This window comes from Pseudoalteromonas atlantica (assembly GCA_007988745.1).
GTDB classification, from domain to species: domain Bacteria; phylum Pseudomonadota; class Gammaproteobacteria; order Enterobacterales; family Alteromonadaceae; genus Pseudoalteromonas; species Pseudoalteromonas atlantica.
Genome location: BJUT01000072.1, coordinates 1 through 15732, shown reverse-complemented (window position 1 = coordinate 15732; position 15732 = coordinate 1). Strand labels below are relative to the sequence as shown.

Annotated in this window: 12 protein-coding genes; 5 read left to right on the top strand and 7 right to left on the bottom strand. The window is 36.3% G+C overall.

The window, feature by feature from the left end; genetic code table 11:
- The 5 genes from PAT01_RS18590 to PAT01_RS18570 form a co-directional block, all read right to left on the bottom strand.
- The coding region (locus tag PAT01_RS18590) for a hypothetical protein (RefSeq protein WP_154945980.1) at positions 1-1151 on the bottom strand (1151 nt) is incomplete at its 3' end.
- A 1129-nt stretch (positions 1152-2280) separates the two neighbouring features.
- Positions 2281-3171, bottom strand: a complete 891-nt coding sequence (locus PAT01_RS18585) for a hypothetical protein (protein ID WP_096042864.1) — start codon at positions 3169-3171, stop codon at positions 2281-2283.
- Between the two features lie 440 nt (positions 3172-3611).
- Positions 3612-4520: a TniB family NTP-binding protein gene (locus tag PAT01_RS18580; protein WP_223866401.1), complete on the bottom strand. Its 909-nt coding sequence runs from the start codon at positions 4518-4520 to the stop codon at positions 3612-3614.
- 35 nt (positions 4521-4555) lie between these two features.
- Entirely contained in the window at positions 4556-6583 is a 2028-nt protein-coding gene (locus PAT01_RS18575) for a DDE-type integrase/transposase/recombinase (RefSeq protein ID WP_096042865.1), read from the bottom strand.
- Entirely contained in the window at positions 6580-7191 is a 612-nt protein-coding gene (locus tag PAT01_RS18570; RefSeq protein ID WP_055253882.1) for a TnsA endonuclease N-terminal domain-containing protein, read from the bottom strand. The genes PAT01_RS18575 and PAT01_RS18570 overlap by 4 nt, the downstream gene beginning before the upstream one ends.
- 686 nt (positions 7192-7877) lie before the next feature.
- On the opposite strand from PAT01_RS18570, the gene PAT01_RS18565 reads away from it, so the two are divergent.
- Together PAT01_RS18565 and PAT01_RS18560 are read left to right on the top strand one after the other, a co-directional pair.
- Positions 7878-8201, top strand: coding sequence for a hypothetical protein (locus PAT01_RS18565; RefSeq protein ID WP_024032696.1), 324 nt, complete (start codon positions 7878-7880; stop codon positions 8199-8201).
- A 375-nt stretch (positions 8202-8576) separates the two neighbouring features.
- On the top strand, positions 8577-9167 hold the full coding sequence (locus PAT01_RS18560) for a hypothetical protein (RefSeq protein WP_055018897.1): 591 nt from the start codon (positions 8577-8579) through the stop codon (positions 9165-9167).
- A 241-nt stretch (positions 9168-9408) separates the two neighbouring features.
- Here PAT01_RS18560 and PAT01_RS18555 read toward each other — a convergent pair whose 3' ends face one another.
- Together PAT01_RS18555 and PAT01_RS18550 are read right to left on the bottom strand one after the other, a co-directional pair.
- Positions 9409-10818, bottom strand: a complete 1410-nt coding sequence (locus PAT01_RS18555) for a sensor histidine kinase (protein WP_223866400.1) — start codon at positions 10816-10818, stop codon at positions 9409-9411.
- Positions 10815-11489: a response regulator transcription factor gene (locus tag PAT01_RS18550; protein ID WP_024032693.1), complete on the bottom strand. Its 675-nt coding sequence runs from the start codon at positions 11487-11489 to the stop codon at positions 10815-10817. The genes PAT01_RS18555 and PAT01_RS18550 overlap by 4 nt, the downstream gene beginning before the upstream one ends.
- 173 nt (positions 11490-11662) lie before the next feature.
- Between PAT01_RS18550 and PAT01_RS18545 the strand changes: the two genes are divergently transcribed.
- From PAT01_RS18545 to PAT01_RS18535, 3 genes are read left to right on the top strand one after another with little or no spacing between them, the layout of a single operon-like run.
- Positions 11663-13624 carry an LTA synthase family protein gene (locus PAT01_RS18545; RefSeq protein WP_055018895.1) on the top strand — a complete coding sequence of 654 codons (1962 nt, stop codon included), beginning with the start codon at positions 11663-11665 and terminating at the stop codon, positions 13622-13624.
- A 2-nt stretch (positions 13625-13626) separates the two neighbouring features.
- Positions 13627-15279 (top strand): phosphoethanolamine transferase, encoded by a 1653-nt coding sequence (locus PAT01_RS18540; protein WP_096042867.1) that lies wholly within the window; start codon positions 13627-13629, stop codon positions 15277-15279.
- Complete coding sequence (locus PAT01_RS18535) at positions 15269-15655, top strand: diacylglycerol kinase (RefSeq protein ID WP_024032690.1); 387 nt, start codon at positions 15269-15271, stop codon at positions 15653-15655. Before PAT01_RS18540 ends, PAT01_RS18535 begins: the two co-directional genes overlap by 11 nt.
- Positions 15656-15732: the final 77 nt, after the last annotated feature.

The window sequence follows — 15732 nt, the reverse complement described above, 5'->3', positions numbered from 1 at the left end:
TTGTTTAAAAATATTAAGTAGTTTTCAGTTTTTCCTGAGTCAAAAATCACATTGCCACTTTTAACATCATATCTCGCACTAAAGTGTCCTATTTCATTTCTCATTTTTCTGCTAACGGATTGAAATAGGGAACTAACTAGCGGCAACTCACTAAGAAACTGAAGTTTTTTAAAAGAAGTTAGCTTTTTGAATTTACTGACTGACATAGAACCATCTGAAAATAGATTAACGTCACCTCGTTTTGAAAGGTTCGCAATCAGAACAATATAAGTAGATGTTTTGGAGATTAATTCAAATATATCAACATATAGGGATTTTACAGTATCAAAGTCAGCTCTATAAAGTCGACACTTATCAATGTCATTTTTAAAATCATCTGATGCATACTCATATATAAAACCTGCCATATATGATTCAATTTGGCGAAATAAACGCTTGTGCAAGTTAAATAATTTCGACCTATTTTCTAGATATTCATGTTTATGATGAAGGTCCATTAACAATCCAGAATATTTGACTAAGCTTTTATCGATACAGTTATTTAATTCATCATAATACTCAGAATAGACTTTTTGCCTATCATCAATTTCTAGAGATGTAAAAAATATTACTGATAAATACGAGTAAACCTCATAAATTAATTGTGCGTTGTTTGACTTTAAAATATCTGAGTTAGCCTCAAACTTAGAAGCAGATAAAAGTTCTCTAACTAAGCTAAGATTACCTGACTCAAGTGCATTTAGTACCCTAGAGTGCTCACCATACATATGCTCTTTTATCAAAGAGAAAAAAGTAATTACATCATCATATTTTTTAGCACCACGTATGTCTCTTGAAAAGTAATATAATTTAGGTGATCCACCTTCGAGCAATTCTTTGTGGTGAACATCCGTAAAGATGGGGTAATGCGAAGATAATGTAACTATTCCTGTTGGTAGATTTTGATTATGATATTCATCAAAATCTATTGTTTCACATTCATCCGATTCAATAGATATTCCTTTGCTTGTTTTTTTCGTATCTATAAATATTTCAGTTGAACACGTTGGGCAAGAATAGAGATATGTATCCTTCTTTAATTCAGGGCGGTCAACTCTTAACCACTGCGTTTCTTTGCATGAATTACACCTCACCAAGTTTCTAATTATCATAACTTTCCTTAGGATATAACAGTGTCTTTTTAGCAGAATTTGTCTGTATAGTCGTGAATGCTCAACTAAGCTTATAGTCTGTTATTTGGGAAAGCTGGTCAAGAACAGGCATGAGAAAGTGGTTAGGAATCTCGAGCTAAGTTGTTTTGGGGCAGAAACGAGTTACGGCTGATAGTCGGCTTATGGTACAGAGCAGACCGCCGGTAATTTTTGAGTGATGCAATCGACAGTTGTGACTGGCCAAGAGTCGAGGCTCTTTACGTAATGAAAAATAAAGATGCGATGTCGATACTATGGAAGGCATCGGCCTAAATAAACTCTACCTCGAAGTAAACAATAAATAGCCAAATTATCATTTAAAACTAGTTACCTTCATATACGTTTGTAAGCGATTTTACGTTGATTAAGAAATTTACCTAATAAAAAACATAATTATTTTTAGAGTGTAATTAAGTTAATAAATCTCAATTTAAGTGCCATATTTTATTATAAATCAATAAGTTCTCAACGCGCCGTGAATTCTCGATTTAAGTGGCACTGATCAATTTTGATCGGCGCCATATAACTTGAGAATCTCAGCCAAGTAATAAGATTTCAAAACAATAACTTAGCTTGTATTCTTTATGGGTACTGCGCCTCTTAAATTGAGAATTATTTATAGCTAAAAACTGCCCCAACACAAATTCTCATCCAGCCAAAAAGTTCTCATTCTGCCTTGCATATTCTCATTCTGCCACTGAAGAACTCTGACTTGATATTAATGAGCACATAATTAAGTAGATTCTGTATTCGGTAAATTAGTGGCGAACACTATACGCTAATATTTACTTAGTAAAAGTGTAGTAAATCGATTAGAAAATGGATTTTTAGGATAAAGAGAAATGAAGCCATTTAAGTGAAAGCTAAAATGCAGATATGCGAAGCTTCATTTGTAATGTTAAGTTAATTCAAATTTGGTTTGATTTAGGTTTAGTTATGGATTAAATTACTAAACCTTTATTAAAAAAGGGAAAGTTAAACTTATTGATATTCAGTCGGTTAGTTTTAGTGAACTGCCGGTATTGTTATTAATAAAGCATAGACCGAGAGCAAGTCTCGGCCTAAAAATTAAAGTTGAAATTACAAAGTGCTAAATGTCGAGTGATAGCTGTTTGTTTTGTGTTTTCGCCAACTTCAAAGTATCACAATTAAGTATACGTTTTGAATTATTGCCATGAATGTAAACGGGCCTGAGCTTACCGGTATTAATCAACCTCATTAGTTCTACCTTTGGTATACCGGTGACTTCAGCTACGTTTGCAACGGACATCGTTTTATCTCTTATAAGTTGAGTATGTAATTTACAAAAGGTATCGAATGCTTCAGGCAAAACGTGTATGGAATGCATTAAGTCTAATGAAGGTTTGTATGTTATTAATAATTCTTTATTTTTAGCAGCTATCAGTACATCAGTTATACAGATATTATGAAGAGCCATAAAGCGACGTAGCTCAGAAAGGGGGACGTAATCTTTATTGTGGCTGAACTCGGCTAAAAAGGTATAAACACCTGATATTTCAACGCGAGTATCTGTTCTTAAGGCCTTTTTTGAATCAGTTCTTATCAATCCAACTTCGACTAAAAGAGCGATTTGTTTAAACGTTACCCCAATTATAGAGGAGGCTGTTTGAGCTTCAAACCAAAGCTGAGTTATGGGAGCTTTTGAACGAATATACTCGCTATTATACATTTCATATAGTGTGGATAATGACCCCCATTCACATAGCAAATTCTGAACAATAATTTCAATTTTGTGAAACTCAATGTTCAACGGTAGATCTGTTGGTACACGTTTAGCCCTTTCACTTAAGAATACTCTAGCACTATCTGGGTTATTAAGAATATCAGCCGCTCTATTTAATAATGTGGAGGTAATCTCCTTTGGTGGGAAACTCGTTCGTGTATTACTATCGTCAACTATCACTTTAGCTATGAGGTATGCATCGTGGACTTGTTCAGGTGATTTTAATTGATTATTCAATGGTATATGCGTTAAGCGTAAGCCGCATAAAGGTGATGTGCAGCGGCCATTTAGAAGATTAATGGTAAATTGCAGCGGTGAATTGCAATGAGGGCATTCGGATAACAGGGCACACTCATGAATAATACAGTGTCGTAAAAATGGATTTTGCCACTGGGCCCTAAAATACCCATATTGGTTAACACAATCTGGACAAACTTGTGGCGTTAGCAATCTCGCATGTGTCCAGCACTTTATCTTTAATGATGATAAAGTGCGAGTTATAGGAATAAGGTGATCAAGGAGTCCGTTCTTTGTTGATCTACCTTTGATGATACTGGTTAGCATAGCCTTATTGAGTACGCGAGATTCTGATTGTATGCCATTTCTTTTAAGTAAACGAAGTACATAACCAATACCTGACTCCGCTTCATAGTAAGAGGGTTTTATTGGGAAACGCATTAGCATAACCCCGAATAGAACTGACTTCTAAGGTTTTTATCTTGCTCATTTAGATATGCATCTAATTGTTTTTTTGTTAAAAGTTCATAATCAAATGGATTGACAGCCCCAATTGCATATTTCTCAAAGTTTTCAAATAAGGCTTCTATAAGCTGATCATAGTTTTTTGCATTTCGTGTGTTATTACGTAAAAATAAATCGCGCATTGTACTCATGGTGTGCTCACTGTACGCAAGGTAAATACGATCAAGTAGCTCACTGTGCTCATCCTTTGTTAAATTTGGCAACCCAACTTGTTGAATGAACCAATTACAACAGGCAATCCAGTTTTTCGTTTTAGGAAGGATTGGCTTAATTTCAATGGGGCGCATTTGTCGACGAGACATCTGCTCGTCATCGTCAAATTTACCGGCGGTTCTACCAAATGTAATAAGGCGCTTAGCACTGCTTGTACCGGCGAAAATAATCGAACAACGGATCTTGTTGCTATCGATCAGATAGCAAAAATATTTAATAATTCGTTGAAACTCTATCCCATCATAACTTGAGGCAATATTCTGAATTTCATCAAGAATGATTAGCTCCACTTCTAGGTCTTTGAGAAGTGAGATAAGTTGGGCATCCAATTCAGCTGCAGTAGTGCGAGAGTTTTGTGTTGTTCCCTCTAGCTCTGAAATTAAAAATCGAGTTATCTCTGCAGTACTTTTTTTAAACTCCTTAAAAGCGACATAAAAGATTGGTTTTGTCGTTTTTTCTGGCTTAGTAACAGGTAAAAACTGAGCGTGATACTGCTTTAATATATACGTCTTGCCAGCACCCGAGGCACCATAAATAAGTTGAGCTCGTTTATCCTCTGAAGGTACGTGATACATATTGTGGATTTCCGCTATCCTCTGCCATATCTTCATTTGAATGTCACATGCGAAAATTGTACTGGGCATAGTTACCATTGTTTTTCATTTCCTTCATCATCATTATAACGGGTAGAGGCCATTTCTCTGGTTTTGCTCACTATCGTATCTGCGTAGGTATCTTGTTCACCTGAGTGCGATATCTGTGATTTAAGTTCATTCACTTTATGAGATTTTTTTATTCGCTCTACAATGGATAAGTTCTCTTTCGTATTTTTATTGAAAGACGCTACCTTCGGGCCTCTGTGCTGTTTGCGTTTGGGCTTTTGCTTTACGAATTCAGTTATTTCACCGACATAGTGACCAGTAGGAGTATGGGAGAAAGTTTCTGTATATATTCCGAGTTGGGTCAGAGTTTGATTGCCATTTAATTCAGCAAAGCTGACTGGTAGTTTAGTATCATGATGGTCAATATTATCAGCCACTATTTCCACAGGATTGTTCTCGCCAGGCAGTGTTGCTTGAACTGTTACTTTTCTGGCATCTAGGTCGTCATGAAACACATAAACAGAGGGGTTTTCACCCAGCTCCATGTCTGTTTTAGTAGCCGCGTATAGTTGTTTTAGCTCATCACTGTAATAATCTTGACCTAAACATCTGATAGTTCCACGTTGCTGTAATTTATGTGAGGCCTGGGCTCTGGACACGTGGAAGCAATGTTGTAGCTGATCATATGTGAATGAGGGCATAGGCGTATCAATAATGGACTGATTCCATTTTTTGATAGGCGTATGGCCAGCCTGTTTATGGTGTTTGTGCATGTATTCTGTCAAAAATATATTCAGTAGCTTTGTAAAATCAGATACCTTTATATCCGCACGTTTAGCTAATGGAATTGTGTCGAGTGAGTTCGGGTTAGTACGTTTTCCTGAATAACTTTGAAATCCAATACTCGTCTCACCACTTTGCGTTTCAATCTTCATACCTGAAAAAAAGTGATCTCTTAATACGTTAAAAAATGACTCAATGAATGGCTTCTTAGCAGGTTGATTTGATGGTGTATAATGAATATTTAACTCAAGTCGCTCCGCAGCCTTTTTTATCAAACGATTATTAAACCCTGGGCCATTATCCATAATCAATGTAGTCGGTTTGCGTCCATTCATTGTAAGATTACTATCCGCCATAAATATTTGACGTAAAAGGTTAAGCCCACCGGCAGAGTTTTCAGGTTCAAAGCTAAGCACCACAGAGATAGGTGCGCGTGTGTATACGTCTATTGCTACATACAAAGAAATAGGCGGTGTCGGAAGGCCTGTTTTGTCGTCAATTAAACACATATTTAGCACAACACGGTCGCATTCAACGCGCTGCATTGCGTAATAGGTTTTTATTCGTTTACGTAGCGTTGTTAGTCGCTTATTGATTTCCGCTTGTGAAAGGCCTTTAAAATTAGCAAGTTTTTCGGCATCAGTAAGCTCTTGTAACCGGCGGTAAAAGGTGCGTTGTGATGCGATTTGAATCTCATTATTTTTCAAGCTAGCTTCTTGCGCTTCTCGTTTATAGTTACTGTAATATGCGCCTTTGAAAGCAGAGTTATTACACGAATAGACGGTAGCGATGTAGTGCTGTATGAAAGCCTCAGTGGCCGCATTTAGCCGTACAGGGCTATTGCGCTTCACTCCCGCAAGCGCCTCATCATTAAAATCTGATTGAACCCATACGCGCCAATGGCGACATACCGTTTTCCATTGCGGGTGTTTTGTGGCAATAGTTGCAGGATGTTGGCTCTCGACTCGTTTGATGAGCTCATCATATGTCTTCTTAGTTGTAGCAGGGTATCCTTCACTAACCAGTTCTTTCAAGATAGATTGATACATCAATCGTGATGTAACCGTTAACTTTTGATATTCTGTTAGTTCAATATGTGGATGCTGTGCGTTTCTTAATATAAAGCCTTGATCATCAATTGATTTCTCAAAGTCGTCTCGAGGTAATAGGCGCTTCTTAGTCTCTATACCATCACCGGAAAGGAGTATTGATGTACTGTCAACAAACGCAATAGATTCAACGTTACCGTACTTATTAGTCAAGTCAGTGCCCGTAGCATATCCGATCATTTGAGGTGACCTCGCATCAATGTAGTAGAGGCGTTTAACGGCTTCTCCATATCGAATTTATATACATTTGATGCAATTAGTCCATAAGCCTCTGACACTGGGTTTTTAGCTATACCCTCCAAGCATTCGATGAGTTGACCAAAGGTTAAATCTCCATCAGGCAGCATTGTTAATGGGAATGAATGCTCCGAGTAATACATTGTTATCAGATTCAGGTTCGCCATAAAGATAGTATTGAGCTTATCGACGATGATTAACCGTAAACCTATTTGTGCTTTTTTTCGGGTGTACTCATTAAAAAGATGAATTTTCGAGTGATACTCTTTATCAACCTGAGACTCATGATGAACTTCAATATATTCAGCGAAGCCAGAATGATATAGGACTAAGAAGTCGGGTGTATAGCGGTAAACTTTTTTGTCTATAGTCACTTCTATTTGCTCAGGCTGGGTGGCAAACAGCTTCACATTAGGGTCACATTCCAGTTTAAAAGCCAGGATCAGCTCCTGAAATGACTCGGGATTAAGTGCGCACTGATTTTTATGGGAGTAAAATCGTATAACAAATCGACCTCTGTGAACGTTAGCGTTCGTCTTTGTAACGGTCATAATTTTACCTCCCAAAAAATAAATGTCTTTACACTATAGATAATGGGTGATAAATTAAAAGGTTTATCTTTAGAATAGTTGTTCTTGGTAAGCATTTTTACATTATTCCTTTCGTCATAATTAGGCTTATCAATCCTTGGAGCCACTGAAAATTTTGTTTTATTTTCAAGGGTTAATCTCACTTTAAAATTCAAAAGTTAAGTTCAATGTTTTTTCTACGAGCAAATTATTTATTCTCAAAAAAAATTTATCTTTAAAGTACTGTGAAGGTTTCTCGAGTTGTTTTTACCTTATCCAAACCGATTTTATGTTTGTGTTTAACATGAAGTTGTTATGTTCAAGTAAAACACCCAAAGTGAAATTAGTATTCAGTGCTGCTCCTAAAAGCTTAAATTTAAAATTTCACACCTAGCCCCCAGCAAGGTTGATGCTTTTCAAAAGGCAGTCACTATGATTGCAGATATTACAGAAATAGAGAAGGTTAAACTGGTCAGACCTCTCGTTATCTTCTTTAAGTGTCTTTGATTTGGGTTTTAAAATTCATAAAATGCCAACGATATTAATTCTAGGTTAATTTAAGCATTTTTATTTTTTGTGTTTTTTAAGAAAAAAGAGGGGGTGTTCTTGTTTATTAAGTTAAGGTTAATGGAGGCTTAAATTTTTTTGTAAACAAGATGGAGTGACATATGAAACACAAGCCAGAAGGGTGGGTTGTTTTAACGTTTCAAACTATTGATAGCAAACCCTGCTATGTGTTGTTTTGTTCGTGGAAAAATGATGATGAATGGAGAGTAAGCTCAGGTTCAATGGTTCTACCTCACTTATCACCCTGTGGGAATTATTGGATTTGGCCTCAAATATCAGGCTCTGTATACGAGCTTCCCGTTGATGAAGAAAATGGCTATACCTTCTACACTGGCGCTGTATTAGATGAATTGTTAGTAAAAGGGTATCGCGATGGTACTAAGCTAAAGCGCATTGCACTTAAAGATATTATGGAAGATAAATAAGGCGATTATCGCCTTCTAATCTGTCTATTTTACTTTTAAAGGTCATGAGCTCTACATTACGGTAGATACCTAGGGGCTTTGGTAGGCAAAGATGAGAATCTGTATTATGTAAATATTGCTAGTTCTACATTAAAAGCTAATAAATGAATACATTAAAAGCTAATAAATGAATACAGTAAAAGCTAATAAATGAATACAGTAAAAGCTAATAAATGAATAGAGTACAGGTATAACTAACGCGCACTCCCTTAGTAATCCAGCCTAATAAAATTTGGCTAATATTCAATAAGATTCTGTTTGCGTTGCCGAAGGAGTTGATATTCTGGCTTCATTAATCTTTAATAAGCACAAATATTACTTCACAAAGGATTACTTATGGGAAAGGAACTCGATATTTATAAATTACACAAACCAGATAGAACATACGATATAATTGACCTAGATATCGTATCGATGGCAGACCAAATTGCCGAAGAAAATAACCTCAGTTATAAAGAAGCAGTAATATTAGCCAAGATTGGCTTTCCAAGCGGCAAAACTAGAATAACGGATATAGTCAAAAACGGATTTAGCTGCAAGGTTGAAAAAGAAGCTTTAAAGCAAGCCTACGACGTAAACTTATTTACGAATTACCTTGTTTTGAACCAAAAAGCGTATATTGCCCTAGGGAACTATCTGCAAGTATACGGGGAGTTTATACCGCTTAGGTGTGATAAAGAGCTAATTTTATTTAATCCACTCGTTTTCGAAGAAGAAGACGAATCTCTTACTGAAAAGGCTTACCTGAATGGTATTGAGGATGGCCTCAAATCCTTATCATTTAAATCAGACAAAAATCTTGTTTTTAAATCATGCATGCAAGGTGGGACAGCACTTTATTGTAATGCTGCGTTTAAATCTCTGGTTAATGAAAATAGCTTAAGCGGACTTTCTTTTAACAGTGATTTAGTTAGCATTTTTGCTTAACAAGATAAGCGCGTAATGTATTCATTTAATAAGATCTAACCAAAACTGTCAGATTTGAACAAATAAAGTCAATCAAATCGAACAGACGCATTTATTCCATGAGCGGACAGTGATAACAACACCCAGCTAAGCCGCAGAAAAGGTGTTGATTGTTTTATAGCTGCCAGAAAATTAAGTATATAGGAGCCTCTTCACATAATTGTACACCCCAGCCTTTATTTCTATGTAGTTAGTGAATAAGCTAATCCGTAGTTAAGGCTAAAGAAAATGTAATTTTTTTGTCACTAACTTTCGCGCTTAATTGCGCATCAATTGCTTTACTAAGCGTCTTAGCGATTGATAGCCCTAATCCAAAGTTATCAATCGATGTTCTTGAAGTGTCTTTTTGCCATAATGGGTCAAATAATTGGTCTATATCGCTATCATTCAAAGGTTCATTAAGGGAATTAGTAACTGATAATATTAAGTTTTTATCCCTTACAACTCTCGTGGAGACTAAAATTTTTGAATCGAGTGGACTGTATTGTTTCGCGTTGTTAACTAAATTGCTAAAAATTGATTCAAGGGCAAACAAGTTGCTCATAATTGCTGGTGCATTTTCATCCAACTGCAAATTTACACGTGATAAATCATGGGTTTCCAGTATTCTGCTAATAACTTGATTTAAATCACAGGCATCTCGCTTGTTCAGCTTACCTCCCCCGTATTTATGTAATAGCAATAAATTTGAGACTATATTTTTAAGTCTCAGGCTTATCTTCAAAGCTTCAGGCTTAAAGTCATCATTGAGCTCTTTTTCATTTGGAAACCGTATGGAGACTTCTGCCATATTAATTAGTTCGGCAATGGGCGTTTTTATTTCATGGGCAATATCTGATGTGAGGCGCTTCTCTCTTAGGTAAAGTTGCCTGTTCTCTTTAATAAAGGCATTTAAACTTTCAACAATTGGCAAGAGCTCTTTAACTGGCTCTTTTATAAATATCTCTGAGCCTTCACTGATAATGCTTAACTGACTGATATCCTTATTTAATTGTACCAATGGCGCAAGTGATGTATCTATGGCCTTTCTGACAAACAATCGAATAAATACAATAACTGTAATCGTCGTGACTATAAAAATAACGTCAATCAACCAAAGTACAAAATCAACTTCCTCAGAGGATGCTGTATAAGCTAAAATCATTGACTCACCGTCTGTCTTTTTAGAGGTGTCAACTGATGCATTATCTTTTACTTGTGGTATAAAACGACTGTAAAAAATTCGGCCATCTCGACCATCAGGTAGTTGAATAGGTCGTATTTTTGATTCGCCAATTTCCAAGTTTTCAAATGGTAGGTTTTTAACCTCAAATAAATCTAAACTTTTTGAGCGGATGGAGGTACCTTCTTTGTTCCATATTTGAAAGTATTCGGGCTCAACTTCTCCTGCGAACTCAGGCATAAACTCACTGGAAAAATTATAGGAATAACCATTATCGGTCTTATTTACTAAGGTCTTTAACATACCTGCTTTAGATTGCAGGCTGCGATCAAACTCATTGTCTATCCAGCTATCAACAGCAATATCAGTGGCCAACAATATGCATAAAACTAACCCTGTTATAGTTACTGAGAGAGTAATTACTAGTTTACTGCGAATAGATTTCATCATTGCCCTTGCACAATATAACCAAAGCCACGTTTGGTTTGAATTGGTAGCTCTCCCCCTGCAACTCTTACTTTTTTACGAGCAGATGATAAATGGGCTTCAATCGAGTTTTTCGATATTAAATCATACTGTCCTGCAAGATAGGTACTTAGCTTTTCCGCACTAAACACTTTATTTTGATTGCTAAATAAACATTCGACAATTTTGTACTCGTTGGGTGTTAAATCAATAACGTTGTCAGAAACTTTTAGCAGTTTTAACTGTAAATTCAGGGCTAAATTATCAATAACTATAATATCACTGACCATTTTTAGTCCACCACGACGCATTAAATTTAAGAGTCGAGCGTGAAGTTCATCAAATGAAAAAGGTTTAGTGAGGTAATCATCCGCTCCGGTTAGAAGCCCTAAAACGCGGTCTTCAGGTTCTTGCTTTGCGGATAAAATTAAAACTTTAGTATCAAGCTGTTTTGTTCTTATGGTTTGCAGTACAGTGATGCCATCGATACTAGGTAGCATAATATCAAGTATTACAAGCTCATATTCACCTGTCATTGCCATACTCAACCCTTGTGAGCCATCACCGGTTTCATCCACCGCAAAGCCCAAATTTGTTAAGCCAACCCGTAAACTACGTCGCAGTGACCCTGAATCTTCAATTATTAATAACTTCATGTTCTATTTGTTCACCTGAAAATACATCTTAATCACTAGGTTACGCTATATAACTTAAGTTTTACTTAAGGCTTCCTTAAGTTTTTATAGTATAGCCATTATTAAGTTTATCATCAGGATTTCTTAAGTTTCGATTTTTAGTATTGCTGCAATTTTTAAAGACGAGTACAACTATGTCAGCAAATACTTCCGTTTTAAAACCCTTGTTACGTTTTACACTTATATTGTTATCAATCTTTATAACTTCCCGAATTGGGCTATTGATATGGCAACATTCAAGATTAAATGATGGTGATATTTGGCCAGTCATTTCAGGTGCTATCAAAATAGACTTAAGTAGCGTTGGATACTTAGCAACTATTGGAGTGCTGATATTGATGCTGCATGTAATTGCACGCTCTAAAACAAAGCTATTCCAGCGCATGTTTTCGCTTTACGGTAGCATTATTGCGACTGTTGTTGTTATTTTAGAAACATCAACAGCTGCATTCATCACTCAATATGATGTAAGGCCTAACCGGTTATATATTGAATATCTTGATTACCCACAAGAAGTATTCTCGATGCTAATTCATGGTCACCTTTTAGCAATGCTAAGTACATTACTTGTGGCGACAATAACAAGTATTTACAGCTATCGCCTTTTATATAGAGCATTCACAAAACCACAAGTACAGCCACTGAAAAAAGTAGCTAATTTATCTATTCTTATGGGTGTTTTAATACTTTGTTTCCTTGCTGCCAGAGGTACATTGAGCCACCGGCCACTTAACCCTGCATTAGTCTATTTTTCTCAAGATTCACTAGTAAATTCACTTGTTCTTAACTCCACTTACAGTGTTGCGTTTGCGCTGAAAAACATGGGTAACGAAAAAAGTGCTAGCAATTTGTATGGCACAATGCCTCATCAGCAAGTTATAGATATAGTCAAAAAGGCTTCTTATCGTAAGCAGTTTGTCACCGGAAATATTCCGACCTTGGCACACAACAAACCTTTTGTTTCTGGAGTTAAAAAAAACTTAGTAATTATACTTGAGGAAAGTTTAGGTGCCCGATTTGTTGGACAACTTGGTGGGTTAGGTATAACTCCTGAACTTGATGAGCTATATCAACAAGGGTGGGGGTTTGACAACCTTTATGCTACGGGAACGCGCTCCGTGAGAGGTATTGAAGCAATTACCACTGGCTTTATGCCATCTCCATCTCGCTCGGTAGTTAAACTATCTAAATCCCAGCATAACTTTTTTTCATTAGCTGATGTATTGAGTCAACAAGGTTATATTACCCAATTTATCTACGGCGGTGAAAGTCATTTTGACAATATGAAAAGCTTTTTCCTAGGAAACGGATTTAACGATATTGTTGACATCAACCACATTGAAAACCCTCAGTTTATCTCATCTTGGGGCGCGAGTGATGAGGACTTATTCCAACAAGCAGATAAGGAACTGACTAAACTAAGTAATGCGGCAGTGCCATTTTTTAGTCTTGTATTTACTTCGAGCAATCACGATCCATTTGACATCCCACAAGGTAAGGTATCGCTACCTGAAGGGTATAGCCCTGAAAACTATAAACGTGATCTTGCAATTAAGTATGCAGATTACGCACTAGGGAAGTTTATAAATAAAGCAAAAACACAATCGTACTGGAAAAACACCGTATTTTTGGTTGTGGCAGACCATGATGTGCGTGTTTTTGGCTCTGAGCCCGTCCCTTTAAAGTCTTTTCACATACCTGCGGTTATTTTAAACAGCGATATGAAGGCTAAACGCGACTCAAGACTTGTTAGTCAAATTGACCTACCAGTTACTTTGTTGTCACTTTTAGGAATTGAACAAGCAACTCCAATGGTGGGCTTTGATCTCACCAAAAATTATCCAGTTGAACGCGTGATGATGCAGTACTACGACAATTTTGCATACCTAGAAAATGATCGCGCTGTCATCCTAATGCCAAATCAACAAACTAGCTATTGGCGCTATAACAAAAAAACCAAAATACAAAAAAGAAATAAACCGGAAAACGCAGATAAAACGTTAGCTGAAAAAGCACTCGCTCATGTGTTATTTAGCAACTTAGCTTACACAGAGCAGCTTTATCGTTTAGCTGATAAAAATAGCGATAAGGAATAATTATGAAAAATGCTTTTAAAATTTTTAACATTTCGTCTTGGCATGTAAGTTATAGTCATTTCGTTTGCTTAGTTTCGATGTATATTGTTATCGTATTTAATGGCTTGTTTTTATACAACACCTTTATTGCTGCAACACAGCCAGGCCATATAAATTGGCTTTTTATCACGTCTATTCCTTTAATGCTTTTCTCATTGACTATTTTAGTTTTGAGTTGGTTGTCCTTAGTTACTTTTGTTAAACCCGTACTTTTATTTAGCGTTTTACTTTGCTCATTATTGTTTTATTCAACACTTAATTATGGCGTTATTTTTGACAAAAGCATGTTACAAAATATTGTTGAGACAAACTCAGGTGAAGCATTTTCATATTTAAATTTTCAGCTTGTAATATTTGTAGTTTTATTAGGAATTGTACCTACTTACTTATTTTCCAAGTTCATAATTATTGGTAGTTTTAGAGTACGTTTAAAGAGCTTTGTGAAGCTAAATCTATTTGCTTTGCTTTGTTGTGCTTTAATAGCAGCAACCTTTTATAAAGAGTACGCTTCTGTAGGGCGTAATAACCGACAGCTTACAAGCTATATCACCCCGTTTGCTTTTTATACAGCGGGTTATAAATATTTGAGAGATAATTACTTTTACCCCCCCCTACCTTTTAAGGTACTTGATAATTTACCAGCTTTAGAAAATAAAACGACCACCTCGCTAACAGTAATGGTTGTAGGAGAAACTGCTCGGGCTGCTAACTTTTCACTGCAAGGCTATAGTAGAGCAACGAATGCTTATACCTCTAAGCTAGGCGTGAAATATTTTAGTGATGTTTCATCATGTGGAACGGCAACGGCTATCTCCGTGCCCTGTATGTTTTCACGGCTTAATCGCAAAGAATATGATTCGCGCCTTGCTAATAGTCAAGAAAATGTCCTAGACATTATCCAGCGTAGTGGTGTTGAAGTGACATGGATTGATAATAATAGCAGCTGTAAAGGAGTGTGTGCTCGCGTCAAATCAGAAAACATTGAGCCGAACAAAAAGCACTCGCTCTGTGACGGTGATTACTGTTTTGATGAAATATTAGTCTCGAAATTCAAAGACAGAATAGCTAAAAGTAACGTTAAGCATAAATTGATTATTCTACATATGATAGGTTCACATGGGCCAACTTATTATCGTCGTTACCCTGAACACGCAAGTTTGTTTAAACCTGACTGCGATCGAAGCGATATTCAGAACTGTACTACAACAGAGCTAACAAACACATATGATAACACTATTGCATACACAGACAGGGTATTGAGCGAATTAATAAAAGTATTACAAGAAAGTAACGAAACGGAAAAATCACTCTTGTATGTGTCAGATCACGGTGAGTCACTTGGTGAAAAAGGCTTATACCTTCATGGGTTTCCTTATGCACTAGCACCAACCGAGCAAACTCATATCCCAATGATTTTTTGGAGTAATAAGCTTACTGACTCTGAATTCAATCGCTGTGTTGAGTTGCAACACTCAAAAACATTTTCACACGACAATATTTTTGACACTTTGCTTGGATTAACTCATGTAAATAGCAACCAATACCAACCTATATACGATATTTTTAACGCCTGTAAGGCCGAAGCCTACAATGAGGGAATTCCCAATGCAGTTTGATAATGTAAATAAGCCGTCAGGTATTAATCGAGTATTTTTAGCTTTTAAAAATTCACAGCGTGCATTTAAATGGCTTGCCAAAAATGAAGCTGCTTTTAAACAAGAGCTTTTATTACTTGCTTTATCGCTAACTATTATTTCTATTTGGCAGATAGGTATTTACGAAAAGGTCATGCTCCTAATCTCTGTTTTATTTGTGATATTCGCAGAGATTGTTAATACAGCAATAGAAGCAACAATAGACAGAGTTGGCTTAGAAATTCATCCATTGTCTGGTCTCGCTAAAGATTTAGGCTCCGCAGCAGTACTAATTGCTCTATTGATATGTTCAGTCGTCTGGGTTGCTGTATTTATAAACTATATTGGTTATTTTTAAAATTTATCCAATCTCAATGACCGCTGATCGCTCAAATAAGGCCCCGAAAAATGGCTCATATAGCTATCTAGGTTAAC

Bases quoted from the DNA above. Each gene is read 5' to 3' on its own strand.
- PAT01_RS18580 (WP_223866401.1), bottom strand. From the start codon at position 4,520: ATGAAGATATGGCAGAGGATAGCGGAAATCCACAATATGTATCACGTA.
- PAT01_RS18575 (WP_096042865.1), bottom strand. From the start codon at position 6,583: ATGATCGGATATGCTACGGGCACTGACTTGACTAATAAGTACGGTAAC.
- PAT01_RS18570 (WP_055253882.1), bottom strand. From the start codon at position 7,191: ATGACCGTTACAAAGACGAACGCTAACGTTCACAGAGGTCGATTTGTT.
- PAT01_RS18565 (WP_024032696.1), top strand. From the start codon at position 7,878: ATGAAACACAAGCCAGAAGGGTGGGTTGTTTTAACGTTTCAAACTATT.
- PAT01_RS18560 (WP_055018897.1), top strand. From the start codon at position 8,577: ATGGGAAAGGAACTCGATATTTATAAATTACACAAACCAGATAGAACA.
- PAT01_RS18555 (WP_223866400.1), bottom strand. From the start codon at position 10,818: ATGATGAAATCTATTCGCAGTAAACTAGTAATTACTCTCTCAGTAACT.
- PAT01_RS18550 (WP_024032693.1), bottom strand. From the start codon at position 11,489: ATGAAGTTATTAATAATTGAAGATTCAGGGTCACTGCGACGTAGTTTA.
- PAT01_RS18545 (WP_055018895.1), top strand. From the start codon at position 11,663: ATGTCAGCAAATACTTCCGTTTTAAAACCCTTGTTACGTTTTACACTT.
- PAT01_RS18540 (WP_096042867.1), top strand. From the start codon at position 13,627: ATGAAAAATGCTTTTAAAATTTTTAACATTTCGTCTTGGCATGTAAGT.
- PAT01_RS18535 (WP_024032690.1), top strand. From the start codon at position 15,269: ATGCAGTTTGATAATGTAAATAAGCCGTCAGGTATTAATCGAGTATTT.